At 47.5% G+C, this 26,363-nt stretch carries 27 protein-coding genes and 2 tRNA genes; 17 read left to right on the top strand and 12 right to left on the bottom strand.

Annotated elements, in window-relative coordinates; genetic code table 11:
* A partial coding sequence (locus HA494_04270; protein NHV96985.1) for a chloride channel protein occupies positions 1-1,568 on the top strand: 1,568 nt, incomplete at its 5' end.
* A gap of 59 nt (positions 1,569-1,627) precedes the next feature.
* Entirely contained in the window at positions 1,628-1,948 is a 321-nt protein-coding gene (locus HA494_04265; GenBank protein NHV96984.1) for a ferredoxin family protein, read from the top strand.
* 7 nt (positions 1,949-1,955) lie between these two features.
* Here the strand turns inward: HA494_04265 and HA494_04260 are convergent, their stop codons facing one another.
* Both HA494_04260 and HA494_04255 read right to left on the bottom strand, forming a co-directional pair.
* Positions 1,956-3,404, bottom strand: a complete 1,449-nt coding sequence (locus HA494_04260) for a class II fumarate hydratase (GenBank protein NHV96983.1) — start codon at positions 3,402-3,404, stop codon at positions 1,956-1,958.
* A 171-nt stretch (positions 3,405-3,575) separates the two neighbouring features.
* Positions 3,576-3,866: a DNA-binding protein gene (locus tag HA494_04255; protein NHV96982.1), complete on the bottom strand. Its 291-nt coding sequence runs from the start codon at positions 3,864-3,866 to the stop codon at positions 3,576-3,578.
* Between the two features lie 95 nt (positions 3,867-3,961).
* Here HA494_04255 and HA494_04250 point away from each other — a divergent pair, with 95 nt between their 5' ends.
* Together HA494_04250 and HA494_04245 are read left to right on the top strand one after the other, a co-directional pair.
* Positions 3,962-4,945: a UDP-N-acetylglucosamine-1-phosphate transferase gene (locus HA494_04250; protein NHV96981.1), complete on the top strand. Its 984-nt coding sequence runs from the start codon at positions 3,962-3,964 to the stop codon at positions 4,943-4,945.
* A 6-nt stretch (positions 4,946-4,951) separates the two neighbouring features.
* Positions 4,952-5,194 (top strand): hypothetical protein, encoded by a 243-nt coding sequence (locus HA494_04245; GenBank protein ID NHV96980.1) that lies wholly within the window; start codon positions 4,952-4,954, stop codon positions 5,192-5,194.
* On the opposite strand, the gene HA494_04240 is transcribed toward HA494_04245, so the two are convergent.
* From HA494_04240 to HA494_04230, 3 genes are all read right to left on the bottom strand, one after another.
* Entirely contained in the window at positions 5,184-6,626 is a 1,443-nt protein-coding gene (locus HA494_04240; GenBank protein NHV96979.1) for an MFS transporter, read from the bottom strand. The genes HA494_04245 and HA494_04240 overlap by 11 nt on opposite strands.
* Positions 6,627-6,709: 83 nt before the next feature.
* Complete coding sequence (locus HA494_04235) at positions 6,710-8,611, bottom strand: phosphoenolpyruvate carboxykinase (GTP) (GenBank protein NHV96978.1); 1,902 nt, start codon at positions 8,609-8,611, stop codon at positions 6,710-6,712.
* A 79-nt stretch (positions 8,612-8,690) separates the two neighbouring features.
* The gene (locus tag HA494_04230) at positions 8,691-8,873 is read right to left on the bottom strand and encodes a hypothetical protein (GenBank protein NHV96977.1); all 183 of its coding nucleotides are present in this window, start codon (positions 8,871-8,873) and stop codon (positions 8,691-8,693) included.
* A gap of 163 nt (positions 8,874-9,036) precedes the next feature.
* Between HA494_04230 and moaA the strand changes: the two genes are divergently transcribed.
* Positions 9,037-10,041, top strand: a complete 1,005-nt coding sequence (moaA, locus tag HA494_04225; GenBank protein ID NHV96976.1) for a GTP 3',8-cyclase MoaA — start codon at positions 9,037-9,039, stop codon at positions 10,039-10,041.
* Here moaA and HA494_04220 read toward each other — a convergent pair.
* Complete coding sequence (locus tag HA494_04220; protein ID NHV96975.1) at positions 10,022-10,531, bottom strand: Hsp20/alpha crystallin family protein; 510 nt, start codon at positions 10,529-10,531, stop codon at positions 10,022-10,024. The two genes, moaA and HA494_04220, sit on opposite strands and share 20 nt — an antisense overlap.
* A 212-nt stretch (positions 10,532-10,743) precedes the next feature.
* Between HA494_04220 and HA494_04215 the strand changes: the two genes are divergently transcribed.
* From HA494_04215 to HA494_04185, 7 genes are all read left to right on the top strand, one after another.
* The gene (locus tag HA494_04215) at positions 10,744-11,244 is read left to right on the top strand and encodes an HNH endonuclease (GenBank protein NHV96974.1); all 501 of its coding nucleotides are present in this window, start codon (positions 10,744-10,746) and stop codon (positions 11,242-11,244) included.
* Positions 11,241-12,509 (top strand): FAD-dependent oxidoreductase, encoded by a 1,269-nt coding sequence (locus HA494_04210; protein ID NHV96973.1) that lies wholly within the window; start codon positions 11,241-11,243, stop codon positions 12,507-12,509. Before HA494_04215 ends, HA494_04210 begins: the two co-directional genes overlap by 4 nt.
* On the top strand, positions 12,506-12,784 hold the full coding sequence (locus HA494_04205; protein NHV96972.1) for a ferredoxin family protein: 279 nt from the start codon (positions 12,506-12,508) through the stop codon (positions 12,782-12,784). Before HA494_04210 ends, HA494_04205 begins: the two co-directional genes overlap by 4 nt.
* Positions 12,785-12,791: 7 nt before the next feature.
* Positions 12,792-13,589: an electron transfer flavoprotein subunit beta/FixA family protein gene (locus HA494_04200; GenBank protein NHV96971.1), complete on the top strand. Its 798-nt coding sequence runs from the start codon at positions 12,792-12,794 to the stop codon at positions 13,587-13,589.
* 11 nt (positions 13,590-13,600) lie between these two features.
* On the top strand, positions 13,601-14,695 hold the full coding sequence (locus tag HA494_04195) for an electron transfer flavoprotein subunit alpha/FixB family protein (GenBank protein ID NHV96970.1): 1,095 nt from the start codon (positions 13,601-13,603) through the stop codon (positions 14,693-14,695).
* Positions 14,692-15,348, top strand: coding sequence for a hypothetical protein (locus HA494_04190; protein NHV96969.1), 657 nt, complete (start codon positions 14,692-14,694; stop codon positions 15,346-15,348). The genes HA494_04195 and HA494_04190 overlap by 4 nt, the downstream gene beginning before the upstream one ends.
* 95 nt (positions 15,349-15,443) lie before the next feature.
* A tRNA-His gene (locus tag HA494_04185) sits at positions 15,444-15,520 on the top strand.
* A 5-nt stretch (positions 15,521-15,525) separates the two neighbouring features.
* Here HA494_04185 and HA494_04180 read toward each other — a convergent pair.
* Positions 15,526-15,705 (bottom strand): hypothetical protein, encoded by a 180-nt coding sequence (locus tag HA494_04180; GenBank protein NHV96968.1) that lies wholly within the window; start codon positions 15,703-15,705, stop codon positions 15,526-15,528.
* A gap of 127 nt (positions 15,706-15,832) precedes the next feature.
* On the opposite strand from HA494_04180, the gene HA494_04175 reads away from it, so the two are divergent.
* The 4 genes from HA494_04175 (at position 15,833) to HA494_04160 (ending at position 17,758) form a co-directional block, all read left to right on the top strand.
* Entirely contained in the window at positions 15,833-16,432 is a 600-nt protein-coding gene (locus HA494_04175; GenBank protein ID NHV96967.1) for a hypothetical protein, read from the top strand.
* Between the two features lie 27 nt (positions 16,433-16,459).
* A tRNA-Ser gene (locus tag HA494_04170) sits at positions 16,460-16,603 on the top strand.
* A gap of 56 nt (positions 16,604-16,659) precedes the next feature.
* Positions 16,660-16,881, top strand: coding sequence for a hypothetical protein (locus tag HA494_04165; GenBank protein ID NHV96966.1), 222 nt, complete (start codon positions 16,660-16,662; stop codon positions 16,879-16,881).
* 157 nt (positions 16,882-17,038) lie between these two features.
* The gene (locus tag HA494_04160; GenBank protein NHV96965.1) at positions 17,039-17,758 is read left to right on the top strand and encodes a hypothetical protein; all 720 of its coding nucleotides are present in this window, start codon (positions 17,039-17,041) and stop codon (positions 17,756-17,758) included.
* Positions 17,759-17,763: 5 nt separating this feature from the next.
* Here the strand turns inward: HA494_04160 and HA494_04155 are convergent, their stop codons facing one another.
* Genes HA494_04155 through HA494_04140 form a run of 4 tightly spaced genes read right to left on the bottom strand, consistent with a single transcriptional unit; the run spans position 17,764 to position 21,758 of the window.
* Entirely contained in the window at positions 17,764-18,924 is a 1,161-nt protein-coding gene (locus tag HA494_04155) for an MFS transporter (protein ID NHV96964.1), read from the bottom strand.
* A 12-nt stretch (positions 18,925-18,936) separates the two neighbouring features.
* On the bottom strand, positions 18,937-19,962 hold the full coding sequence (locus HA494_04150) for a formate--phosphoribosylaminoimidazolecarboxamide ligase (GenBank protein ID NHV96963.1): 1,026 nt from the start codon (positions 19,960-19,962) through the stop codon (positions 18,937-18,939).
* The gene (locus HA494_04145; protein ID NHV96962.1) at positions 19,959-21,056 is read right to left on the bottom strand and encodes a formate--phosphoribosylaminoimidazolecarboxamide ligase family protein; all 1,098 of its coding nucleotides are present in this window, start codon (positions 21,054-21,056) and stop codon (positions 19,959-19,961) included. The genes HA494_04150 and HA494_04145 overlap by 4 nt, the downstream gene beginning before the upstream one ends.
* A gap of 54 nt (positions 21,057-21,110) precedes the next feature.
* The gene (locus HA494_04140) at positions 21,111-21,758 is read right to left on the bottom strand and encodes a hypothetical protein (protein NHV96961.1); all 648 of its coding nucleotides are present in this window, start codon (positions 21,756-21,758) and stop codon (positions 21,111-21,113) included.
* 202 nt (positions 21,759-21,960) lie between these two features.
* On the opposite strand from HA494_04140, the gene HA494_04135 reads away from it, so the two are divergent.
* Positions 21,961-24,636 carry a pyruvate, phosphate dikinase gene (locus HA494_04135; protein NHV96960.1) on the top strand — a complete coding sequence of 892 codons (2,676 nt, stop codon included), beginning with the start codon at positions 21,961-21,963 and terminating at the stop codon, positions 24,634-24,636.
* Here HA494_04135 and HA494_04130 read toward each other — a convergent pair.
* Positions 24,633-26,363: Lhr helicase (locus HA494_04130; protein ID NHV96959.1), on the bottom strand; the 1,731-nt coding region annotated here is incomplete at its 5' end. The genes HA494_04135 and HA494_04130 overlap by 4 nt on opposite strands.

The following is a 26,363-nucleotide window of genomic DNA, read 5'->3' as shown; positions in this document are numbered from 1 at the left end:
TTGAGGAGGCGATTTTAAAAGAAAGGCCCTTTGTCTTTGTTACTACTCTACTCTCTATAACCTTAGGCTTTACGCTCATCCAATACTTTTCTACAATTAGATCAGGGAACAGCGATACACACTTAATGCTCGAAACACTCCACTTACGTAATGGTCATCTTCCTGCAAGAGATGCTGTGGTAAGAACGGTTGCCTCAACCACAGCGATTAGCCTAGGCGGAACAGCCGGATTAGAGGGCCCTGCTACAGTCGTAGGCGGAGGTATCGGTTCTACAGTAGCAAGGTTCTTTCGTCTCCCTTTGCTAAATCAAAAGAAGATGTATTTGGCTGGGGTTGCTGCGGGGATCTCAGCAATATTCAAGGCCCCGTTAACAGCGATTCTTTTTGCTATCGAGATACCTTATAAGAGGGATGTGGAGAAAGACGCTTTTGCAGAGGTGGCGGTAGCCGCTTCAATATCTTATCTGTTGGCTGTGATTGTAGGTGGTGTTAGCCCCATTTTCTATATCCCACAAATACCATATATTGGCTTAAGAGAAATCTTCCACTCCATAATTCTTGGTACAGTCTGCGGGGTATATTCCGCATTTTTCGTCAGATTATATAATCTTGCTGATGGCTTGGGGCGGAGGGCTATGGCGAGGGGAGGCTTCGGACTGTTACTGCTTGCTGGCGGTTTATCTTTAGGTGCCATAGGCTTCTTTAACCTTTCAAGTATCGGCGTCGGCTACAAGCTAATATCTGATTTAACCACAAACATTCAACAACATTCCATCTTAGCGCTTCTCACGCTAACCACTCTAAGACTATTCACAACAACCATATTCTTGAACTTTGGTGGAAGCGGAGGACTATTGACTCCAAGTGTAGTAGAAGGCGCTCTAATAGGTTCGCTCTACTCTCTAATTGTGTTAAAGACGATAGAACCACTATATGTTGTAGTCGGGATGGCGGCCATGCTCTCAGGCTCCCACAAAATCTATTTGGCTCCAGCAGCATTCATAGCAGAAACAGCTGGCCCTAACGCCATCATACCAGGTCTTCTTGCCTCTGTCTGCAGCTTTTTCGCCTCAGGTTCCCAATCTCTATTCCCATCCCAGCCGTCATCAAAAGTTTATGAAGAGGAGCTTGCTTTAGAGCGTGTCTACAGCAAAGTCTCCAAAATCGCTTCTAAAGCTATAGATAGGGTAAAAGCTTCGGACATAATGTCGAGGGAGCCTCATATGTTGACTGAAGATGAAAGTGTCGAAGAAGCTCTCAAAAAGTTCGAGTCCTTACCTTACAGGGTCTTGCCCATCGTGGACAGCAACAGAAGACCTATTGGTGTGGTGAAACTTGAGGAGCTGGTTTCTGCTTCGAAGAAGTCCCTTAAGCTCCCGGTCTTAGCCACGTATGCTGAGAAGCCTGTCACGGTATCCCCCTCTACACCTCTGAATGAGATAGTGTTGACGATGCTCAAAGAGAATGCTGACCACGTTTATGTAGTGAACGAGAAAGGGGAGTTGATTGGTGTAATAGCGAAGATAGACGTAGTTAGGCGTCTCATACGCTACTATAGCGCCTACTAAGGTTCAAGTAGTTCAACTTAAATACATATTCGGATGGTAGTCAAGGGGTGTGAAGATGTATGCCAGGCATAGATCCCGAGTTTAAGTCGAAAAGACAGGTAGTGGATAAACACCAAGGGCACGATGTGTGGGGTCCTGTAGAGCCGCCTGCGAAACTGGGTATACACGGCAGTACCGTGGCGGTCGACTTTGATATCTGCATAGCCGATGGTGTTTGCTTAGATGTATGTCCTGTAGGCGTCTTCGAGTGGCTTGAGACCCCAGGTCACCCAGCTTCAGCTAAGAAGGCTGATCCTGTTAAAGAATCTGACTGCATATTCTGTATGGCTTGCGAAGTCCAGTGTCCCGTAGTAGCCATTAAGGTCTTCCAACCGAGCTGAGCTTAAGCTAGGGCTCCTTAACGTGGAGCCCACTCTTTTTGTTTAAGAAATCTAGACCCTTTACTACGCCGCCTTTTGTAAGCTTCTTTAAATTAAGAAGTTTTTCAACATCTTCCTTTGTGAGTATGCCTTCTTCTACTATTATCTGCTTGATGCTCTTTCCTTCTTCGAAGGCTTTCTTCGCTATTTTTGCTGCTTTATCGTAGCCTAAGGTTGGTGCTAGAACCGTAATTAGTGCCGTTGAGTTCTCCGCGTATTTGAAGCACCTCTCTTCGTTCACAACTATCCCTTCTACACATCTCGCTAAAGTTCTAATCGCTGAAGCTAATATCTCTATGGATTCAAGTAAAGTGTAAGCTATCACTGGCATCATCGTGTTAAGATCTAGGTTCCCAGCTTGCCCGGCTATCGTTATTGTCAGATCATTACCCATCACCTTTGCAGCGACCATATTGACCATTTCTGGCACGACAGGGTTCACTTTACCGGGCATACTGCTTGAACCAGGTTGGATTGCTGGTAAAACGATTTCAGCTAATCCTGTTCGGGGTCCCGAGGAGAGTAAACGTAGATCGTTTGCTATTTTCATAAGAGATACAGCGTATCCTTTCAAAGCACCACTTAACTCAACATTCGCATCCCTACTCTGTATAGCTTCGAAGACATTTTCCGCTTGACGCAGCTCAAAGCCAGTCAATTGCCTTAACTCTCTGATGGCCAGGCTAGCGTAAGATGGATGTGCATTCAATCCAGTTCCTACAGCTGTACCGCCTAGTGGTATCTCCAGCAAAGCCTGTTCTGCTGATTCAATGCGTCTTATGGATTGCTTCACCATAGCAGCATAGGCACTAAACTCTTGGCCTAAAGTTATGGGCACAGCATCCTGGAGATGTGTTCTAGCTGCTTTTACAACATCTTCAAATTCTTCAGCTTTTTTCCTGAATGATTTCTCTAGCTGATTCATGGAGGGTAATAGATCTTGATTCAAGGATTCTAGCGCCGCTATGTTGATAGCTGTAGGGAAGACATCGTTAGAGGATTGGCACATATTCACGTGGTCGTTTGGGTGTATAGGTTCATAGACCCCTTTCTTACCTCCCAGCCACTCATTCGCTCTATTAGCCAATACTTCATTCACATTCATGTTGGTTGATGTGCCTGAGCCCGTCTGGAAGATATCTAACCTAAATTCTGAATCAAACCTTCCTTCTAACACTTCAATACAGGCTTTGATGATCGCCTCACCTAAGACTTTATCTAACAATCCTAGCTCCATGTTGGCTTTTGCGGCTGCAAGTTTTATTAGGGCTAAGGCTTTTATGAAGCTCTTCTGAAACCTTAGGTTCGAAATCCGAAAGTTTTCTATAGCTCTTTGCGTCTGCGCACCGTAGTACGCTTGAGAAGGTACCTTCACCTCTCCTAAACTATCTCTTTCCACCCTGTATTCTTCGTCCAACCCTCTACCCCGTAGAAGTAATGTGTGCGGTCTGAGATTAATCTTATCTTTACACTCGCTTTAATGCTTGTAGAATTGCTTCTACATCTCTCTACTTCAAACATGTTGAGTGTAAACCTATTAAGGGTGTGCCATAAAGATTTGAAAGCAATATGCTTTGTTACCTAGATTTTAGCCTGTTACATATAATCTGCCATATCTGCCTACGTTAAGTCTGAGTTCTCCTCTGAACGAGTTGACGTAGCCATTTTCTACCCTTACTGTATCACCTACATTGACCTTATCAATAAGATCATCCCAGAGGCTCAGCTTTATTGAGCCTGAATCATCTTTGATCGTACACTCCACAACAGTAGCCCGCCCACCTGCTCTTAGATTTACAGTTCGAGGTTCACTCTTATCTAAGATCGTCCCCTCTACGTCCACTCTACGCATACCATCCTTAAGTTCGACTATCTTCAAACTAGCACTCGCTTACTATATCCCCAGCCTTTATATAAGAATCTTCTGTCAAAAGGGTTTTAACGCCCGTAAGAGGAGTCACAGCGGAGCAGCATATGAACCCGTGGCTCGCAGCGGTCATAATCTTAGTTAGCGGCCTACTCACCTACCTTCTAACAACCATTTTAATCAATGTGCTAAGGCGCTATGGTTGGCTGGTTGAAGATGTGCATAAGCCAAACAGACCTCTTATACCAAGGCCAGCAGGCCCAGCTCTCATTATATCGATTCTTGTCGGAGAAACTATTTTATATTGTTTCACATATGACGTGAGGGTTGCCGCTCTATTTACTGCAACTCTCATTGCCGGTCTGATAGGTTTGGTGGATGATGTTAAGCGTTTAAAAGGGTACTCTAAGCCTCTCCTCCTAATCTTTGCTTCACTACCCATACTCCTTTTAGGCGCATATGTGCCTCAACCGATCTTCCCAATCTACGGGAAGTCTGTTAGGTTATTCATAGTCTACCCTCTTTTGGTCCTAGCAGCCCTACCAGTTACTGCGAACACAATAAACACTATAGATGTACTCAACGGCGTGGTTTCCAGCTACGTCTTCATAGCAAGTATACCTCTCCTCGTAGCCTTCGCTCTGCGAGGAGATTGGATCATGTTTACAGCAGCCCTACCCCTCTTAGTATCAACCGCTGTATTCTACCTCTTCTTCCACAAGTACCCCTCAAAGATATTTCCAGGCGACTCAGGGACTTTAGCGTTAGGCGCTCTTTACGGCGCTTTGGCGATCTGTGGTCGAGCTGAAGTGGTTGGTGTAATAGCGCTACTACCAGCAATATTAAACTCCTTCTTCTTCCTCTCGAGCGTCAAGAAGATAATTGAGCATCGGGAGATCAAAGAGAGGCCTATCAAAATCCTACAAGACTTCAGACTCGCAGCTTCAACAAGCAGAGAAGCGCCGGTCACTTTGACAAGAATGATACTAGCCAAGGGTCCCTTAAGTGAGGTCGAGGTTGCTAGGGCCATATTTATCCTAGCGATTATAGCAGCGGTCTTAGCGATAGTAACCGCCTTTTTGACTTGGTGAGAAGATATGTTGCGTCAGCTTCTACCCTTGATCGCTATAATCTTCGTAGCTTGGCTTCTGGTCCTCTCAGGCACGGTGATAATATTCGGATACATTGCCCATTTTAATCCAGCCGAGGGCATCATCAGCCCTCTTGGTGTGGCGGTGTTAAAAGTGGTGCTTGGGGCGCTTTTAGCTGTTGCTTGGATATTGATACTCTACTTCTTAACGATCTGGTACGTTAGAAGATCAATCAAACCTACGTCTTAGCATCAACGCTGGAGCTCTGCCTATGCTCGCTACCTCTCGCAAGAGATGTAAAGATACCCATCCCACTTAGAATAGAAGCTATCAAGAAAGCGATTCTCACACCACTTAGGAAGAAGGCGGCCAACTCAACCGCATCTTCGCTAAGCCTCGCAAAGGTCCCCGGAGGCATCACGACAGAGACGATGGAGCCCATAATAGCTATGCCGATAGATTGGCCCATGGTTCTGATGGTGCTGAGAATGCCTGAGGCAAGTCCATACTTTTCTCTAGGAACCGAGCTGAGTATAGAATTTACGTTAGGAGATGAGAATAACCCGTTACCTAACCCAAGGATGATAAGGGGGATTACTATGAAGCTTCTACTCAAAGCTTCGCTGTAAAACGCCAGCAGAAGTAGCCCAGCCGTTCTAATCATCATACCGATCGAGCTGAGCACTCTCGCATCTATGCGATCAGAGAGCCACCCAGCGATCGGCGCAGCAACAACCATCACTAGAGGCTGGGTCAGCAATATTAACCCGGCTTCTGAAGGTGAGAACCCTAGGATGAATTGTAGGTGGATTGATATGAGAAGCACGGTACCTGCGGTGGTTGAGTAGTTTAATAATGCGGTGATGTTACCTGCGCTGAATAGTCTGTTGGATGTAAAGAGGCGCAGATCCATAAGCGGTTCACTTACCCTCCTTTCAGCGTAGATAAAAGCGCTCAGCGATAATATGCAAAGGGCTGATAAGGTAGTTAGTTGAGCCGAGGTGAACCGGAGGTCCCCTTGGCTTAGGATTAAGAGGAGTGTAACAAGGAATATGGTTAAGGTTGCTGAGCCTAATAAGTCGAAGCCCCGCCTTATATTCTTAACACCTATCCCACGCAGCCAATAGGTTGATAGAAGGAGTGTTGCAACACCTATTGGTATATTGACTAAGAAGATGGACCTCCAGCCGAAGACCTGCACAAGGAAGCCTCCTAAAACAGGTCCTAGGGTAAGTCCAGCGTACACAGCCATCGTGTTCACACCGATAGCTGCCCCTCTCTTAGAGGGTGGATAAGCTTCAGCAACGAGCGCCGTAGCGGTCGCACCCATTATAGCCGCTCCTATCCCTTGAATAACTCTAAAAAGGATCAGCTGGAGGATATTTTGTGAGAGCCCTGCGAGTAGAGAAGCTGTTGTGAACACGCCCACTCCGATGTTGAATATTCTAACCCTTCCTTTTACATCAGCTAATCTACCGAAAGTGGTTTGAAGCGAAGCAAGGACTATAAGGTAGATCGTTGGGACCAAGATCAAGTAGCCTAATCCAGCATTTAAAGATCTCGCGATGCTTGGTAAAGCAACGTTCACGATGCTGCCGTCGAGAGGACCCATAAATGCTGCGATAGAGGCTATGATTAACACAACAACCCTCTTTGAGTCTGCTAAGAAAGAGCCGGACAACTCTAAGATCAAAAAGGCTCTACATATCTATAAGTATATGAACCTTACCCAAGTCTGCACAAATATTCTATTCGTAAGCGGCTTTATTCACATGAAGCTAGTTTCAGAGGCGAGATATAGTCACCGTATCTCGCTTGGGCATCTAGTAGCCTCTTCCTTTGCTCCTCGAAGACCTCGAATAATCTAGGTGGTGTGCTCTCTATACTCTGATAAATCCTTGTTACCCTATCGATTTTAGATAGGTTCTCCTTCACTCTAATAGTAAACTGCTTCTCATATAACTCGATATGATATTCTTTGTTTAGAACCTTCGCAAATAAAGGCTTTAGATCATCGTAGAACGGTATCAGGCCTGTTGGTGTTCTTATAGCATCGACATCATTATGCACCCTAAGCTCCATCCACTTGAACCAAACCCTCTTATCCGTCTTCTCAGTAAGATATTCGCCGTTCTTGTCTCGTAAAAAGTAGTTGACGCCAAATATTACAGGAGGATTTCTCAAATTCGCTCCAAACCTCAAGTTGTCGTCAATGTACCTGCCAATTGGTATAGAGAGGAAGTCGAGGTTTGACATGGGGTTAAACTCTCTAACACCCTCTTTACCCAGCACAGCGGCCGTAGTTTCGGATTCAAGCGCAGCGCCCTTCGTGATTATCCCATGCTCCCAATCGAAGCTCTGCTCTACAGGTACAGAGGTGTCCGAATCCCTACCACCATACACTATAGCCCTAAGCGGGATTCCTTTGGGGTCGTCCCAATTAGGATCGAGGTTTCTAAAATGTGTGAGCTCAACCGTGAATCTCGCATTCGGATGAGAGCAGGGGATGATCTTACCTTCTTTATCCCTCTTCCCAATATACCACTCGCCTGAGTGGTTTATTCCACTGGATGGCACAGGCCCATCGTGCCCATCCCAATAAACGTCACCATCCTTTGTAACAAGGACGTTAGAGAAGATTATCTCGACTGGGCTATGTAGAACCTCCCATTGGATGGCATCATCCTTAGAGTTTACGCCTTGAATGATGCCGAATATCCCCTTCTCAACGTTAACCGCTCTAACCTCACCATCGACTCTTCTGAGATACGCTATGTCGTCACCAACCAAGGTTTCGCCCTCCATCATAGCGGTTGATGTCTTACCGCACATAGAGGGGTAAGCCCCGGCGAAGTAGGTGATCCTGCCGTTAGGTCCGTGTATGCCCATTAGCAGCATATGCTCAGTAAGCCAACCTTCTTTGGATGCTCGGTTTATTGTTAGGCGCATAGCAAGCTTCTTCAACCCAATACTATTGCCGCCATATTGCGTATTGGCGCTGTAGACCGTCTCACCTTCTAGATCTATGTAGACCCTCCTCTTATCCAGATTCTTTGACGTCTTTCTCTCATCCAGTTCACCTTGTGAATGCACAAATTTAAGGAAGCGCGCCTCTCTACCACGCTTTACAAACAGACCATAACCTTGCCTGTAGAGGATGTTCTCGCTATGCGCTACGTAACTCGAATCTGTAAGCTGTACTGCCGGAATAGTGAAGATTGAGTCAACAGGGCCTAAACTGTAGAAGCACACATAAAGGGTGTGCCCCCTCATTATCCCCCTTAAGATCTCATGCATCTCTTTAAGAAGCTTCTCCCGGTTACCCACTCTGATCCCAAAACCAAGGTTCAGATCTTTCTCGACAAGTATTACTGTGTGCTCCCTATCCCTAGCCTGATCGTAGTAATTATCAAAATGAACAGTATGCCCAGGGGTTGCGACTCTGATTTCTTCACCGTCTCTTAGAGCTGCCCGCCGAATATATTCTATGTCTTCTTCTGTTCCTGCTGAAACATATACTCGATCTGGTTCGCAGAGATCGATATACTTTGCTACAAAGGCGTGTAATGTTGGGTTCTCTATTTTCATCAACCTTTCGTAGTGTTTAGGCTCGATCCTGCTCTTTAACACCTCAAGATATGCTTCATGTAGTTCCCATACCGCCATAGACTTGACATCCAACTCTAAAAGCGGTCAACTTATTCTTAACGCTATCGAAGATCAAAAATAGAGGGTGAATGGGCTGTTAGAGCCCGAGGTCTGGGAACTTTGCTACCTGCAGCCCAAGTTCCTTCTGGAGGGTCTGTATGCGTTTAGCGTATTCCATCATCCTCGTGCGGTCGTTCTGAACCTTCGCTATCTTATACGCTTTCCAAGCCTTCTTTAGTGCACCCCAAGTCTGCCCTTTTGTGAATTTCTGCTCGGACACGTGAGACCACCATTGAGACATATGAAAGCATAAGTATATAAGCTTAGCTCTACTTCAAGACGGTCTCTCAAGACATCTTTAAATAAGGCTAAAGATAAGTATTAAAGTGAAGTTGAGTGCAGCGCGGTCTCCTCCCTTCTATAAAGACAAAGTAGATGGGCGTGTGCTTTTTGACAGATTCGGTAGACCTGTTACTGGCGTAAGGATATCGCTAAACCCAAGCAGCCTCTGTAACTTTAACTGCATCTTCTGCCACAGCGAAGGCATATTTGAAGAGCCCAAAGACATGATGACAGCAGACGAAATTCAGAGGATAACGAAGATACTAACGAGGTTTGGAGTCGATGTTGTGAAGCTCACTGGCGGAGAACCTATGCTCAGGAGAGACATTGTTGATGTGGTTCAGAAGCTGGGTGAGCTCCCCCTAAGAGAGCTCTCTATGACAACAAACGGCACTAGGCTTGTTGAACTCGCAGCCGAATTAAAAGATAAAGGGTTAGATAGAGTTAACATAAGCCTACACAGCCTTAGAGAAGAGCGCTTCAATTTTATAACGAGGGCAGCGAAGTTCGACTACACCCTTAAAGCCATTAAACGCGCTGTAGAGGTAGGGCTGACCCCAGTTAAGCTGAATGTCGTGGTTATGAGGGGGGTGAATGAAGATGAAGTAGATGATATCATCAACTTCGCCTCCTCACTAGGCGGCGGAGAGAAGGCTAAGGTGCAGTTCATAGAATTGGTAGCAGAGGGTTCGGCTGACGCTCCCTTCTACAAGAAGTTCCACGCTGATCTTTCGGCTATTGAGGAGCGGTTTAAACGCAGCGCTGTTGAGGAGAAGGTGAGGCAGCTACATCTGCGCCACCAATATCTTCTACCTAACGGGGTTTGGGTTGAGGTGGTTAAGCCTATGCATAACTCTGCCTTCTGTATGGCGAATAACAGAATACGTATAACCTATAATGGTCAGTTCAAACCCTGTTTACTTAGGGAAGATAATCACGTGGACTTCTTAAGCGCGATGAGAAACGGTGCTGACGATGAGGCTTTGGCTGAGCTGTTTAAGAAGGCGGTGTGGTTAAGAGAGCCTTTCTTTAAGCCGACGGAGATCCCCTGTTATCCCCCTAGGTTGGAGGTACCTTCTACTTCCTCTACTCGACCTTTATCCTGAAGCCCTTCTTCTCCTCTTTCTTTCTGGGCATCGTGATCTCTAGTATACCGTTTTTGTAGGTAGTTTTAGCCTTCTCAAACTCCGCATCCTTGGGTATCTCGACCACCTTATAATATGATTTACCCTTTGAGTCCACGGAAACAGTTAACTTGCCATCAGATGCATAAACTTCTATATCCTCTTTCTCAACACCCGGTATCTCCATGATCACCTTCACTTCGCTATCTTCTTCTATAACCTCGGTCAGTGGCTCACGGGCTTCCTTGACGGTTAAACCGGGTCTGCCGGGCACAGGCTTTACGTTACCGAATTCACGCACAACCGGTTTACCATCTGGTCCTATGGTTACTGAGTAGCCGTAGACGAATGGGCCGAATTCCCTTATCACTCGCCCATCTGGTAATCTTCTCTCTCTTACCAGCTTTTCTGGAACCTTTTCGCCTAGGTCTCTAAATGCTTCGTCCATTCTGCGCTCCAGCTCTCTAAGCATATCTATTAGCTCACCACTATAAAAGCTGGGTATCTCTATGTCGAAGAAGGGCAGCCTTATCCTACGCCTTCTAAACCATTCTTCAGAGGACAAACATAACCACCCCTTAGTTAGAATATTTGGTCTCTGCGCTCTATATTAACGTTACCATTTAAAGGGCACTCTCACTAGCTGTTTAACTTATATCTTAGAATGTGAATATTAATTGTTAGTTGGGTGTCTGGTTGAGCGAGGCTGAGCAGGTGAGGCTTGAGGCGCCAAAGGGCTCCAAGGCTTCTATGCTACTCTGGGTTCTTGCGAAGAGGCTTAAATTCTTAGGGGTTGATGAGCTAAAGGATCTCGTTGCTAGTAAGGTTAAGATGAAGGCTCTAGCTGCCACCGCTAGACCCATATCAGCTAACGAGCTTCTTGAGTTCTTCGGTTTAGAGCAGGTTCAGAATGAATGGAGGGTGTGGCGAGAGAGGTTTGCTAAGTTGGGGAAGGTCTTTCAGACTGATTTGGAGTTGAATAGCTTCCTCTTAACTTTCTTCAGAGATGAGGTTATGCAGCGAGATGCCTATCAATGCTTTATCTGCGCTAAACCTCTATCACCTTTGACGGCAAGTCTACACCATATCTTCTGGGATAAAGGGGTCTTCTTCAATGTGCCTTCGAATCTGATTACGTTTTGCAAGGAGTGCCATACAAATATTGGCTGCGGGGAGGTTAATTGAGTCGGCGCTTCGACGCTGTGGTTGTAGGTGCTGGTCCAGCTGGCTCTACCGCTGCGTATACTTTGGCGAAGAAGGGGTTTAAGGTTCTGCTGCTTGAGCGGGGTAGGGTCGCCGGCTCGAAGAATGTGTTCGGTGGTAGAGTGTATTCTAAGCCTCTTGAAGAGATCTACCCCAATCTGCTGAAGGATGCACCTATACAGAGGTGGGTTGTTAAAGAGAGGTTCTCTTTGGCTGCTGGTGATACTATGCTCTCGTTGGATTATGAATCGGGAGAGAGGAAGAGTTTCATCTGCCACCTTAGTGAACTAGCGGCTTGGATGGCGAAGCAGGCTGAAGAGGCTGGCTCTTTTCTGGTGACCGAGATCGTGGTTGACGGATTTGTGCTCAAAGACGGTTTTGTTAAGGGCGTTAAGATAGGTGGTGAGGTAGTTGAGTCAGATGTGGTTATAGATTGCGAAGGTGTTAATAGGCTGCTGCTTGAAAGAGCCGGTCTTGTAAAAGAGCTTAAAGCGGATCAAGTTGCTCTAGGTGTAAAAGAGACTCTGAGAATACCTTCAACTGAGATAGAGAGCAGATTCGGGCTAGGTGAGAAGGAGGGTCTGTCTTGGATCCTTCTAGGTGACTTCACAAACGGCTTACCTGGAGGCGCTTTTCTATACACAAACACAGCCGCGGTAAGTTTGGGGTTGGTGCTCATGCTCAAATCTGCTCACTCGTTAAAAGAGCATATCTCAAACCTCTTGGAGAATCTACGGCTACATCCGCTGCTATCCAAGTATCTCAAAGAGAGCAGCATCGTCGAATACTCGTCCCACCTTATACCGGAAGCTGGTAGCGCGATGCTTAAGCACCCGTATTCAGATGGTCTTTTGGTCGCTGGGGATGCCGCAGGGTACCTACTAAACCTAGGATACACGTATAGGGGGGTTGATTTCGCAGCCTACTCCGGTTATTTAGCAGCCCAAGCTTATGAAAAGGCGCATGCGGAAGGAGACTTTTCAAAGAGGGGTTTAGCGTGGTATGAGCATCTGCTAAAACAGAGTTTCGTCTTGAAGCAGATGCTGAAATTTAGGAAGTTCTCTAAACTTTTGAATGATGAATCGCTGTTTTCCAAGTACCCAAAGATGTTGTGTGATGCAGCTAAAGCGTTGTTTGCTTTTGACTACGAGGTGCCTACTTTGATGGAAGCCCTTAAACGCTCTAAGAAAGATGTTGGTTTGCTCAAGCTTCTACTAGATGGGTTTAGGGTTGTGAGGAGTATATGAAGAGGATGCGTTTAGAGGATATTCTGATAAATAACGTCTGGGATGTGGATTATGAGCCGCATATAGTGGTGGATTCGGAGAAGTGTGTTGAGTGCGATACGAAGCCTTGCATCAACCTCTGCCCAGCTGGCTGCTTTACGCTCCTAGGCGATAAAATCGTCTTCAGCTATGAGGGCTGCTTGGAGTGCGGAACCTGTAGGGTCATCTGTCCCCGAGGTGCTGTGAGCTGGAACTACCCTGTGAGCGGTAAAGGCATTCACTACAGGTTCGGGTGAATGTATTATGGATATAGTGGTTTGCATAAAATGGGTTCCCAACACAACCACGGTCAATATTGATCAAAAGACGGGCACATTGATCAGAAGTGGTGTGCCTAGTGTAATCAACCCACACGATATGCACGCGTTAGAGATGGCTTTGGCTTTGAGGGATAAGTTCGGGGGTAGTGTTACAGCAATAACCATGGCTCCTCCTTCTGCAAGGCTTGGTCTGGAGCATGCGGTAGGTATGGGGTGTGATAAGGCGGTGCTGGTCACCGACATGGCCTATGCTGGTGCTGACACGTTAGCGACATCCTATACTCTTGCCAAAGCCATCAGTAGGCTTAAATTTGATCTTATACTGGTCGGTCAAGAAACGGTAGATAGCTCAACAGCGCATATAGGTGCTCAGCTAGCTTCTTGGCTTCACATACCATACCTATACTACGTTGTTGATGCAAAGTATCTTGGTGACGGTAAGATGTGGGTTAAGAGGATGCTTGAGGACGCATATGAGGAGTACGAGTTAGCCCTACCTGCGCTTCTAGCAGCAGCTATGCATTTAACCAAGCCGAGGAGGGTCAAGCTCAGCCATAAGATGCGCTGCAAAGAAGAGGGGGTGATTGAAGTCTGGAACAACAAGACCTTGGGTTTAGAGGTGAACTGCGTCGGCTTAAAGGGCTCGCCAACTATAGTGAAGAAGACTAGCTTCGTTGCTGAGGTGCCTAGGAAGAAGATCGTCTGCCAACCTAGGGATATAGATCAAGCGGCTGAGTGGCTGATTAGTAGGCTTGTTGAAGATGGTTTTCTGAAGATCTAGGAGGGCTGCGTATGTCGATCTGCTCTGAGTGGGATAGAATCAACCCCGAGGAGTATGTTGGTGTTTGGGCGTATCTGGAGGTGGAGGATGGTTCTCTTAGCGAGGCTGGGCTGCAGATGCTTGGTGTGGCTAGGCTTCTGGCTTCGCAGAAGGATACCTATGTCGGGGCTGTGCTCATAGGGAGAGGGGTATCATCTTTGGCTCGTGAGGCGATATACTATGGTGCGGACAGGGTTTATGTGGCTGATGATGAAAGGTTCGAGAAATACTACCCCACACTATACGGTGAAGCACTAGCCTACCTAGCTAAAGAGTACAAACCAGAAGCGCTTCTTGTGGCTGGAACTATGAGGGGTAGGGAGTTCACACCCTATGTTGCAAACATCCTTAAGACAGGCATAACAGCTGACTGCACATCCTTCGAGGTGGATTCTGCGGCGAAGGATATTCTGGGTGTAAGGCCCACGTTTGGCGCATATTTGATAGCGCATATACGCACATTAAACAGAAGACCAGCGATATTCACAGCGCGACCAAACGTCTTCCCTACGCCGCAGAAGGATCTGGCGCGTGAAGGCGAAATCATACCTACTAACCCAAAGGTGGTAGATGCTGTTGGTGTTAAGCTTCTAGGTCGATCGAGGTTCGGTAGAGGCGCGGCTCCGATAGAGAAGGCGAAGATACTTGTCTCGGGTGGAAAGGGGCTTGGGGGCAAAGAGGGCTTCACGATACTGGAGGAGTTTGCTAAGGTCATCGGAGGAGAGGTTTCTGGCTCAAGGAAGGCTGTTGACGCCGGCTGGATAACCCACGATAGACAGGTCGGGCAGACTGGTAAGGCTGTCCGCGCAGACCTCTACTTCGCAGTGGGAATAAGCGGGGCGGTCCAGCACCTCTTCGGGATAAGAGAAGTTAGGTGTGTGGTTGCGATAAACAAGGATCCGGATGCACCTATCTTCGACAACTGCGACTACGGGTTAGTAGGAGACTACACAGAAATCGTCCCGGCGCTGATCAAAGCGGTCAAAAAGATCAAAGCATCCCCCCAGTTGATCACCAATTTCGTAAACTTAAATATAAATGTGGTAAATCTGATAAAAGGAAATTGATTCACGCCAAGCTATCCAACCGTCTTCTTAAGAAGGGCATACTTTATATTCCCAAAGATGCCGCCACACACTTCCCAAAGGGCTTTCGTCTGAGGAAGATCGAGGTTATATTTAGCGTTGATAAGCAGGTGGTAGAATATAACCCTGAACGCAGACTCATCTTCGGCTTAAAGAAGTTATATCTAAAACATAAATTGAAGGCGGGTGATGCATTACTGATCGAGCCTATAACACCCTTCAAGACATACCGCTTTAAGGTCGATAGAGGTGGTGCAGTAAAGCAAGTTAAGAAGACACTTATCGTTAAAAGAGAGAAGTCGCGTGTTGGTGAAGCGATAAACTTCAGAGGATTAGTGTATGCCCCGGTCAACGAGCAAGGCGTCATCTTCCTCTTTGCCACCGTCATGAAGGATCTGAAGATGTATCTTGAAGAGATAAGAACATCATTCCCAGACGCAGTAGGCAGAAGGTTTGACGGCAGAGGCTGGGTCAAAGTAAACATAGAATTCGAATACAAGAGCTCAGACTACAAGCTCCACAAACACCCAACCGAAGGATGCGACATCATCATCTGCTGGGAACACGACTGGAATGAATGCCCCCTCGAAGTAATAGAACTTAAGAGCGTAATCAGACAATTACCAAGCGCATAGCTCGTAAAAAGAGATTCTGAAACCATCCTCGCTGTGTGTTGCTGCGGGGTAAAAAGATATTTACCGCAGCTATCAGCATAGCTTATCGCTTAGTGGCCGCTGTGGTGTAGCCTGGCTAGCATAGGGGCCTGTGGAGCCCTCAGCGTGGGTTCAAATCCCACCGGCGGCCCCATAACTCTACTTCTTCTCATCCTCAGCCCTATGCTTCTTTGAAAGTGTTTTGTGCGCTAGCAGAACATACTCCCACTGCTTCTCAGACTTGGCTTTTAGGGGTTTTCCGCATTCTGGGCAGGGTTTAACTACGCTTCCTCTGCTCTTCACTCTTCTTTTGTCGGCTTCTAGGGGGTAGAAGGACAACCCGCTACTATTTGGTTGCTTCTTGGGTTAAACTTTTCTCCTACTTCGAGCGATTAACCACTTTTTTGGTATTAACCAGATAATTTAAATAAGGCGCTCGAGAAGGGTTGGATGGAGGGGTTGGCGGATGGCTGAGCCGAGGAGCAAGGTATTAGCGTCAACCGCGCTCTTCACAGCCCTAACCCTAGCCTTGAACCTCTCCCCAATAAAGTTTCCCGCACCCTTCGCACCCTTCCTCTACTACCAGATCTGGGAGATACCGATCGTAGCAGCACTACTCATCTACGGGCTGAAGGTAGGTGCGGCTGTGACGATCATAAACACCGCAGCACTAATAGCCCTATTCCCAGGAGCCCTACCAACAGGCCCGCTCTACAATATGGTTGCTGTTCTGAGTATGCTCCTCGCCATCTACGCCATAGTAAAGATGAGGGGCTCAGCCTCAAATCTAGGAGGCACAACACTAATCCTCTCAACCCTCCTAGGCATAGTAAGTAAGGTGGTTGTGATGACGATTATGAATTACGCCCTCATCAGATACCCCCCACCTCTGGGCTTCAGCATGCCAGAGGAGAGTATCTTGGTGCTCCTACCGCTGATAGCTGCGTTTAACGCGACGCTTGCTCTCTACACCATACCCATAGGATACCTCGTAGCCAAAGCGGTCGCATCCAAGATTCAGATAGTTGGGCAAAACAACCTCAAGAAGCTGGAAGCGAAGCTCTAATATGAAGCATAAGCGATAGGTCTAGATGCCGGGATGGCAGAGTGGACAACATAGCGTCCGCAGTAATGCGCGGATCCGCTCACTAAAGCGGAGCGTAGGCCTTGAGCGCCTCCACGAAAGCCCGTGACCCGTCTCAGGGTCTCGAGGGTTCGAATCCCTCTCCCGGCGCCACTTTGTAAAAGTTGATGGGAGCATTTAAGTATAAGGAATATAGTAGCTCTAATGGTTTGGACATTAAGCCTAAGACTGAAGAAGACCTTCGCCGTATCCATAGGGCGAATATAGAAGAGTTGAAAGCTATGTTGAGAAAAGAGAGGGAGACACATAAGAGGATCCTCCAGAAAGTGAGGAGAGAGTCGAAGAAGAAGTTTAATGTCCGCGCTCTATTTCACCCTGAACTTGCTTACCTTGATGAACTGCGTGAAGACGCTATGTATCCCCTCACCTAATTAAACCACTTGCCCCATATCTTTGAGGCTGAACCAGCACCAGCAGATCTAGGTGAAGGTTAGAGTTAAGATGACGAATAGTAGTGTACGAATCAAGCAATTTCGCCACTTTGATACAAGCTTAAGAGCATCCTTAACATGCGTATAGTGGTTTGCGATGAGGCTGCTCGTAAGTGTGAGGACACTTAAGGAGGCTAGGGAGGCTGCGGCTGGCGGCGCCCATATTGTGGATGTTAAGAACCCTAGTGAAGGCGCGCTTGGTGCCAGCACACCTAATCTCGTGTTAAAGATACGCTCAACACTGAAAGGTGTTGAGTTGAGCGCTACATTAGGAGACTTGCCGAACCTACCTGGCACAGCTTCGTTTGCAGCTTTTCGTGCTGCCTCGGCTGGCGCTGATTATGTTAAGGCTGGGCTCTTCGGCTGCTCAACTATGCGTGATGCAATTAGACTGGGCCGCAAAGTTGTTGAGGCTTGTAGGGGTACGGGTGCTAAGGTTGTGTTAGCAGCTTATGCTGACTATAAGAGGTTTAGTGGTCTTAACCCCCTGCTTCTGCCTGAGGTTGCGTCGAGGTGTGATGCTGACGGTGTGCTTGTGGATGTGCACCAGAAGGATGGCAGTTCCGTCTTCGACTACCTTACTCAAAGCCAGCTCATAGAGTTGAGCAGTAGGGCTCGTGAGCACGGGCTTCTATCTGCTTTAGCGGGCGGGTTGAGGGTTGAGGATGCTCAGAATGTTTGCAGCCTAGGCTTCCAGATCTTCGGTGTAAGGAGGGCTGCGTGCAGGGTTCTAGCGAGTGGTCTGAGGGTTGTTGACCGCAGACTAGTCGCCTCACTCATTAAATCGATAAAAGAAGCAGAAAAAGCCTCCCAATAACCAACCTAACCGCACTCAACCCCCTTTATCTTCCGTAGAGATATTGGGATGAGTAGGCAGAGCAGAGCGAAGATCAAATAGGGTGCTTTGGGGTCGATGTTCTCAGCGATAAAGCCTGAAAAAATGGGCCCACCGGCGAAGCCCACGCCAAGTATCGACTCATAGACACCAACACCTCTTCCCAACACCCTCTGCTCAACCCCCTTAAGAGCAAGCGCAAAAGATAGGGGGAATATGAAGCCTATCGAAACCCCCATAACCACCAAACCTACTGCGAATGAGAGCAGCGATTCGGCTAAGAATACTATTATGCAGCTCAAAGCAAGAGTGAGCGAGAAGAAGGTCAACGCCAACACCTCTCTATTACTCACCCTATGGGAGGACAGCAGCGCAACAATCCTCGCCCCACTCACCAGAGCGAAGAGCAACCCGATCTGAGTAGCGGTGTAGCCTAGAAGCGAAAAGTACCCAGGCAGAATAGAGACGACTGTGCTGAAGAAAGCGCTATATATTGCCACAAGAGGCGCAACCCTAAGAACATTCTTTACGAAGAATGTTTTAGGAGAACCAGAAGAAGAGGGATGAGCTATCTGCACGGTTCTCTTATATGCTGGTGCTACATAAAGCAAGATCACAGCGAGCGCAGCGACCATAGGCAGTGAGGCAAGCAGAAAAGTCGCCTTAAACCCCAAGGTCTGCGCCAGCACACCCCCTAGCGGCGGCCCTATGACCATGCCTGTGGTCGTTGCTGCTCCATACGACCCTATCTTCGAAACTCTTGTTAGCCCGGGTGAAATATCTGCCACTAATGCTTCTATGATCGGCCAATAGAAGCCGAGAGCGAACCCACCCATTATCCTGACGATTAGCAGCTCTGAGACCGTGTTTGCTATGCTTATGCTTGCTGTTGCTGTGATGTTCAACGCTAAGCCAGCTGCCAGCATATACGCTTTGTTCGCTTTATCTGAGAGCCAGCCAGCTAAAAGGGGGAAGAAGATGTAGAGCATATTCCCAACCATACCTATCAACCCCAACTCATAGTAGTTTGCACGCAACGCCGTTGCATAAAGTGGTATGAGGTAGACGCTTACACCATACCCTAGAGCGTAGAGGAAGGCTGTCAAGTAAATAGCCGTGTATATCCGTTGAGGGCTAGATCTAAGCATAAGACAGCATCTCTAAGTCAGCAGCTCATCGAGCTCCCCCCTCTCCAACCCAAGCCTAATCTCTCTAGCTATCCTACGCCCCATACTCATAGGCTCATCGTAAAGAAGCTTTGAGTAGGGTGAACCATCTATGTAGAGGTTTGTGCCAGCTACGATGCGCGCAGAAAACTCGAAGGGCACAAAAGAACCCCTCTCCGTGTACACACCCTCGATACAGAAGGGTCCAATCATGCCTGGCGGCACACTCTTCTTAGAGGCTTCTACGAACGCTTCACCTATCCTATAGGCTTCGTCGAGAAGAGACTCTCTGAGCACGAGCGGTATGTTACCAACTACGATGTAAGTTAAGGGTATTTCTGATTCGAGCTGATACTTGGCTGGTATCCTACCTATCGAGTCTACGGTAGTCTCATACCTCCTATCTATGCCAAGCAGCTCCAACCTCTCCTCAAGCGGGGAGTAAAAGTATTGAAAGTAGACCGGTACACCTACACAATACTCCTGTATGTAGAGCTCGTCAACACCCTTTATCAGACCAGCAGCCCTCAACCTCTCTACAGCGCGGTTAAACTCTTCGCTGCTCGACACAAGAAAGTAGCCCCTTCCACCAGCAGCCCCAGGTAACTTCACTATACATAGCCTATCTATCTCCTCAGGCCTGAGCTGTGGTGGAGGCTTCAAACCAGCTTCCCTCATCAGCTTCTCCTTCAGCACCCTATCAGCTTCCCACCTAAGTATCCACCTGTTACCAAAGATAGGAACCTTCAGATTCTTCTCAACAAGGTCCACACCGACCTCTGAGATCAAAGTGCCGTGCGGGATTAGAATAGAGCCTTCGCGCAACAGCTCCTCTTGTATCTCAGGCTTCACAACTTCGTCAAACCTATCCACAAAGATGTACTTCTCGATGAACCTGAACCTTCTGTATAGGTTTGCTCTCTTTTTCAAGCAGACTAGGAGGGTGCGCAGCCCCTCATCCTTAGCACCCTTAAGCAGCTGTAGAGCACAATGTGAGCCGAGGGTCGCAACCGTCTTCATGTGACCACATCCTTCAGCCGACCTAACTCGATAGCCCTCTTTATCTCCATAGCGATCCTACGCCCCGTAGAAACACTTTGACCAAAAAGGTACTTTGTGTAGGGTGAGGTGGTCGAGATTATTGGGCTCCCCGGCACCCTTGGCGAAACGTCGTAAACAACTATTTCAAGATCCTTCGTCACAGCAGATTGGAGAGCAAAGGGCCCTATTATGCCAGGTGGGAACATTTCTTTGGTCGCTTTTACAAACCTCTCACCTATCTCGAAAACCTTCTCGAGCATCGACTCCCTTATCGTTGCTGGTGTATGACCTATCTCGATGTTCTGCAGAGGTATATCGATCTCTAACTGCTGCCTAGCGGGTAGCGTAACGTAGTCAAACAAATCTGTTTGAAGTCTTCGGTCTATGCCCAGAAACTCAACCCTATCCAAGGTTGGTGAGTAGAAGTAGTTGAAGTTAAAGTATGTGCCTATGATAAACTCCTCTATCTTCGCAGCAGTAACATCCTCCTCAGCAATTATCCCCTTCTCCACCCTCTCCCTAACCTTGGCGTAGAAGTCGCTCGCAGAAGATGCTACAAAGAAGGCTCGCTCTATCCTCCTCTTAGCCTCGTGAACCTTGACTATGACTGGGCGATCTATCTCATCAGGGCCGTTAAACACCTTAGGATACCTTATCCCAGCTCTCTCAAGTATGTGATACTGGTTTATCGGCGCACTCCTCTCCTCAGCTCTAAGTATCATTCTGTTCCCAAATATAGGGACCTCAAACCGATTCTCTATAGAGTCGTAGTCGACATATGTTGTGAATGATCGGTGCGGCACGAAAATAGTATTCTTATCCCTCAGCTGCTTCTGAACCTCTGGCCTAATTATGTCGCTGAACCGCTTAAGCATTATAACCTCATCTACTATCCTCTTGTAGAGGAGGTAGGGCTTCTCCCTCCCCTCTTGACACACTATAACAGTTCTGAACCCCTCATCCTTAGCACCATCGGCTATATCTAGGGCTGAGTGGCTTCCTAGGGCGCCGATTGAAATATTCTTCAGATCGTATGAATCGAGGATTCTATCTACAGCACCTTTATCTATCATCGGCTTCACACCAAGGTTTGCCTAGTAGGAGCAGAATCATCCCTTTTAAAAGGGTTATTTGTATAACCTAAGTCTTCTCGCAAACTCCAATCCGTCTTTAAAACTCCAAGGTGAAGTGAGTGATACGTCTACACCTTCTCTGAAGAGTGTTTGAGCTAGATGTATTGTCTTCGCCTCATCTGGTTGCCACCTTAACCCGATCTTCTCTGCTGAAGCCAAGTTCTTTGGGGTTGGTGCTAGAAGTGTTGCTACCAGTTCGATGTTGTTTGATCTGCAGAGGTCTCTAAGCCATAAGATCTGATCTGCCTCTGTTACAATCTGAGTTATGAAGCCGTCAGGTTTTGATTCGATCTTCTTAATTATCTCCTTCTCATTCCGGTAGGTTGGTGCTGATAGGTACATCTTGGGTACTTCACCTAATTGGATAAAATGCCGTAATTTCCTGAGTAGAGGCGAAGGGTAATTCTTGTAGCTACATCCATAATGTGGCTGATCACCATAGACGAGTAGCACGCCATCTAAATGATATGTTAATGCCTCACTAACCACCTTAAGGGCTTGATGTAAGGGGTAGTCACTAGTTCGTATGCTGCATCCGACCCACAGATCGTGCATCTCACGCTTTATATGAGCCGCTGTGAAGACGCTAGGTAACCTAGGTGTACCGAGAACCGAACTTGTGACCAAGATTCTGTCAACCACACTTCTTAGGGAATCAACTTTGCTGTGAAGTAATGTTAAAGATTTCTCTAATTCTAAGGGTGTAGATCCGACTACCTTTGGTGGTGCAACCTCATACCAAAGTGTAGGCAAGCAAAGTATTATTTGGATGTTAGCTGCGTATGAACTTTGCTTATTAGAAGGTAAGTTAACTTTTAAAGGAGCCGACAAGAAAGGTTAGGTGATTAGATTGGAGAAGAGAATCTACCTGTTTGAAGAGGGTGATGGGAAGAACAAGAAGCTACTTGGCGGTAAAGGCGCTGGACTATGTGAGATGACTCAACTTGGTCTACCCGTGCCACCAGGCTTCACCATAACTACAGAGGTCTGTAAGGAGTATTATGCTAACGGTAGGAGGCTGCCTGAGGGGCTTATGGATGAGGTCAAAGAGTATATGAAGAAGATCGAGGCTAAAGTCGGTAAAAGGTTTGGCGACCCCAAGAACCCTCTTCTTGTTTCAGTAAGGTCTGGTGCTGCTATCTCTATGCCCGGCATGATGGATACTGTGCTTAACCTAGGTTTGAATGACGAAACCGCCAAGGGGCTCATAGAGCAGACGGGCGATGAAAGGTTTGTGTACGATTCATATAGGCGGTTTATTCAGCTCTTTGGTAAGGTTGTACTTGGTGTTAGAGATGAGTTGTTCTCAGAGGTGTTTGAGCGGGTAAAGAGGGAGGCTGGTGTTAAGTTTGATAACGAGCTATCGGCTGAGCATCTAAAGAGGGTTGTTAAAGAGTTCAAAGAGATCGTTCTAAGGGAGACTGGAAAACCTTTCCCAGATGATCCTTATGAGCAGCTTGAGAAAGCCATCGCAGCAGTCTTCAACAGCTGGATGGGTAAACGGGCTGTTGACTACAGAAGGGAGTTTAAGATAACCCCCGACATCGCTGATGGCACTGCTGTCAACATAGTTACTATGGTCTTCGGTAATATGGGTGATAGAAGCGCTACTGGCGTGGTCTTCACAAGAGATCCTGCGACTGGAATAAAGAAGCTCTATGGTGAATTTCTGATCAACGCTCAAGGTGAGGATGTAGTAGCTGGTATACGCACACCAAGACCCATAGAGGAGTTAGCGGAAATTATGCCTGAAGCGTATAAAGAACTGGTTAGGGCTGCTGAGATACTGGAGCGGCACTTTAAGGAGCCTCAAGACATAGAGTTCACAATAGAGAATGGGCGCTTCTATCTGCTGCAGACCAGAAACGCAAAGATGAATGCAGCAGCCCTTGTCAAGACATCCGTTGATATGACTAAGGAGGGGCTTATAACAAAAGAAGAGGCTCTTAAGCGGATCAAACCTGAGGTTTTAGAGCAGCTTCTACATAAGCGCGTAGACCCTAGGGCTAAGCCTACGATACTCGCAAGCGGATTAGGTGCTTCTCCAGGTGCTGCCACAGGTAGGGTTGTCTTCGATGCTGATGAGGCTGAGAGGCTGGGTAGGGCGGGTGAGAAGATCATTCTTGTTAGGGAGGAGACTAAGCCAGAGGATATCCACGGCTTCTTTGCTTCCGAAGGCGTGTTGACCAGCAGAGGAGGTATGACTAGCCACGCGGCAGTTGTAGCTAGAAGTATGGGTAAGCCGTGTGTTACTGGTTGTGGCGCCATACACATAGATTATGAGAAGAAGCAGTTCACGGTTGGGGATTATGTTGTCAAGGAAGGTGATTGGATTACGATAGATGGTGGGCAAGGTCTGGTCTACTTGGGGCAAGCGCCTCTTATCGAGCCGGAACTATCTGGCGACTTTTACGAGTTGCTGAGCTGGGCAGATGAGTATAGAAAGCTTGGTGTTAGGGCTAACGCTGACACACCCGAAGCTGCTGCTCTAGCCAGAAGCTTCGGCGCTGAAGGTATAGGTCTATGCCGGACTGAGAGGATGTTTAATGCTGCTGATAGGCTCCCTATCGTTGTTGATATGATTATGGCTGGTAGCGAGGAGGAGAGGAGGATGTGCTTAGAGAAACTCCTACCCCTACAGAAACAGGACTTCAAAGAGATCTTAAAGGCGATGGAGGGTTACCCTGTGACGATTAGATTGCTCGACCCACCTCTGCACGAGTTCCTACCTAACGTGCTGCAGCTCCAGAGGGAGGTTATGGAGTTAGAGGCCTCGAACGCACCTAAGGAGGTTCTTGAAAACAAGCGTAAGATGCTGCAGAAGGCTCTTGCGCTTGCCGAAATCAACCCGATGCTTGGACATAGGGGTGTGAGGGTGGGCATAACCTACCCCGAGATCTACGAGATGCAGGCTAGAGCTATCTTTGAAGCCCTTGCTGAGCTTAAGAGGGAGGGTGTGAACGCTATACCTCAGATAATGATACCTCAAGTAGCTATGGTGGAGGAGCTGAAGTATTTGAAGGAGGTCATCGATAAGGTGAGGGCTGAAGTTGAGCAGAAGTATGACATGGAGTTAAGGGTGAAGTATGGTACTATGATAGAGGTTGTGAGGGCAGCCCTCACAGCCGGTCAGATAGCTGAGGTAGCGGAGTTCTTCAGCTTCGGCACAAACGACCTTACCCAAGCGACCTTCAGCTTCAGTAGAGAAGATGCTGAAAACAAGTTTCTGCCAAGATATCTGCAGAAGAAGATTCTAACCGACAACCCCTTCGAAACACTAGATCAAGCTGGTGTGGGGCGGCTGATGAAGATAGCGGTTGAGGACGGTAGGAGGGCTAGAAGCGATCTCGAAATAGGCATATGTGGAGAGCACGGCGGCGACCCCCGCTCAATCGAATTCTGCCACAAAGTAGGGTTGGATTATGTGAGCTGTTCACCCTACCGAGTACCTATAGCGAGGTTGGCAGCTGCCCAAGCGAGCATCGGGGTGAAGGCTACGGTGTCAAAAGATAAAGACTAATCCTCCCAGAACCCTCTGGTCTGGAGATAGAGTTTCTCAGCTCTATAGATCGATTTCACAAAACTCTCTTCATCCACATAGTTACGGAGCAGCCTAGAAGCTGCCTCTGGGCCGACACCCCGTCCTGAGAGGGCTAGTAGAGCAGATCTGCCGAATTGCTGTAGGAGCGATGAAGTTTTCCAGAGCTTCCTCAGTTTCTCCTCTTCTGTAGCATCTAACTTCGCCCCACTCTTCTTCTTAGCAACGATTCTTAAGGCATCTTGGTCTGAGAGGTAGGTTGACGCCACTAGTCTAGAGCGGCAGAGCCCACAGGTTAAAGGCTCTACCGCCTCAGATGTCTTTACTACACTCTCCCATCTTCCGCAGTGTAGGCATATGAGTTTGTGTTTAGTGTTAAGGAGCCTCTCTTTCACTAGCGCTGTTAATGCTTGATCTATGCTGTATGGTAGCGCTGCGAACTTGGCTGCATATTCTATAATTGGTTGGGCTAGGGGTGTGAATGCCTCGACTTCAGCATACGTAAGCTTGATAGCTCCGCTTCTAAGATTCTCTATGACCTTCTTAGCGCCATCAAGGTCATATTTCTCCACAAAGATCTCCCGAAGGACTTCTTGATAAAGTGGTGTATTGCGGTATCTCTCTTGAATGAGTCTTGCCGCCCTCCGATCGTATTGAGCATCCTTTTCTACGAGCCCAAACTTCTTAGCGACTTGCCAAGTCTTCCAGTTCATCGGATGTGTTCCTAGGGCTGCGACGGAGAGGATCTCCTCAAGATTAGAGGCGTCTGAGAGCGCTTCTTTGATGTAGCTAACTGGTATGTTGGCTTGTGAAGATAGAAGTATCCTGTAGGAATCTGATTTTGCTTCCACAAAGTACCCTAGTTTTGACGATAGGATGGTGGATAGTAGCGTGGCTAGGGTCTGATTCACCCTTGTTCCGAAGCAGCAGTGTACAACCATTTGCGAGAAGCCTCTGCACCTTTCAACCACAATGGTATCGTCTGATGGGGTTATGCCGAGCTTCTCTTTGCTTTCAGCGATGTATCTGATGTATGCTTCGCTGAGCCCACTATACCCGCCTTCCGCAACCTTTTTTCTAATCTTCCCAACTATCTGCGCCGTTTCAAATTCCACTGGTATGAGTTCTCCAACCCAGTATGGTATGGTGCTCGTGCCCTTAGGCAGAGGCTCAACGTTCACAACCTTCTTATCATCATCGACTGAAACTATCTTCCAAGGCAGACCCTTCAGAGTGAAGCTGTTCCCCTCCTCACCAAACTCCCCCACAAAGAGTTGATCTAACCTACCGACCTTCTTGTTGGTCGAAACATCGACCACATCGAACTGCACGACATCGGGTATGGTGGAGACGTTATCGTAATAGTATTGCAGTGTCTTAAGCCCCCTAGATCTGAAAACAAAACCATCGTACCATATTATGCCGTGGCTGTTAAGAAGTCTTAGACAGCCGTCTACCTCCTCAACGCCAATATCTCTGAAGGTGTAAGCCTTGTTAATAATCTTGATCGCCTCCTCCACCCCAAGCTTGCCGTGTTCTAGGGCTAAGCCTGCGAGGTGGTGAGCTAGTACATCGAGTGCTTTATGGTGGATTCTGCTCTCCTCTAGCGAGTGTTTCTTCACACGCTCCAGAAGGGCTAGGCTCTCAGCCTCATCATCTAACCTATCGGTCAAGATCACGCCTTGAGCGGCTTCACCAACCCTATGCCT

This window comes from Nitrososphaerota archaeon (genome assembly GCA_011605775.1).
Lineage (GTDB): Archaea > Thermoproteota > Nitrososphaeria > Nitrososphaerales > JAAOZN01 > JAAOZN01.
Note: the sequence above shows the minus strand (reverse complement) of the source record. Positions and strands in the feature narration are given on the sequence as shown.

What these genes read in the sequence shown, in the direction of transcription:
- HA494_04145 (NHV96962.1), bottom strand. Translation starts at nt 21,056, where the DNA reads ATGATAGATAAAGGTGCTGTAGATAGAATCCTCGATTCATACGATCTG.
- HA494_04250 (NHV96981.1), top strand. Translation starts at nt 3,962, where the DNA reads ATGAACCCGTGGCTCGCAGCGGTCATAATCTTAGTTAGCGGCCTACTC.
- HA494_04195 (NHV96970.1), top strand. Translation starts at nt 13,601, where the DNA reads ATGTCGATCTGCTCTGAGTGGGATAGAATCAACCCCGAGGAGTATGTT.
- HA494_04265 (NHV96984.1), top strand. Translation starts at nt 1,628, where the DNA reads ATGCCAGGCATAGATCCCGAGTTTAAGTCGAAAAGACAGGTAGTGGAT.
- HA494_04245 (NHV96980.1), top strand. Translation starts at nt 4,952, where the DNA reads ATGTTGCGTCAGCTTCTACCCTTGATCGCTATAATCTTCGTAGCTTGG.
- HA494_04220 (NHV96975.1), bottom strand. Translation starts at nt 10,531, where the DNA reads ATGCTTAGAGAGCTGGAGCGCAGAATGGACGAAGCATTTAGAGACCTA.
- HA494_04160 (NHV96965.1), top strand. Translation starts at nt 17,039, where the DNA reads ATGAGGCTGCTCGTAAGTGTGAGGACACTTAAGGAGGCTAGGGAGGCT.
- HA494_04175 (NHV96967.1), top strand. Translation starts at nt 15,833, where the DNA reads ATGGCTGAGCCGAGGAGCAAGGTATTAGCGTCAACCGCGCTCTTCACA.
- HA494_04155 (NHV96964.1), bottom strand. Translation starts at nt 18,924, where the DNA reads ATGCTTAGATCTAGCCCTCAACGGATATACACGGCTATTTACTTGACA.
- HA494_04205 (NHV96972.1), top strand. Translation starts at nt 12,506, where the DNA reads ATGAAGAGGATGCGTTTAGAGGATATTCTGATAAATAACGTCTGGGAT.
- HA494_04235 (NHV96978.1), bottom strand. Translation starts at nt 8,611, where the DNA reads ATGGCGGTATGGGAACTACATGAAGCATATCTTGAGGTGTTAAAGAGC.
- HA494_04200 (NHV96971.1), top strand. Translation starts at nt 12,792, where the DNA reads ATGGATATAGTGGTTTGCATAAAATGGGTTCCCAACACAACCACGGTC.
- HA494_04150 (NHV96963.1), bottom strand. Translation starts at nt 19,962, where the DNA reads ATGAAGACGGTTGCGACCCTCGGCTCACATTGTGCTCTACAGCTGCTT.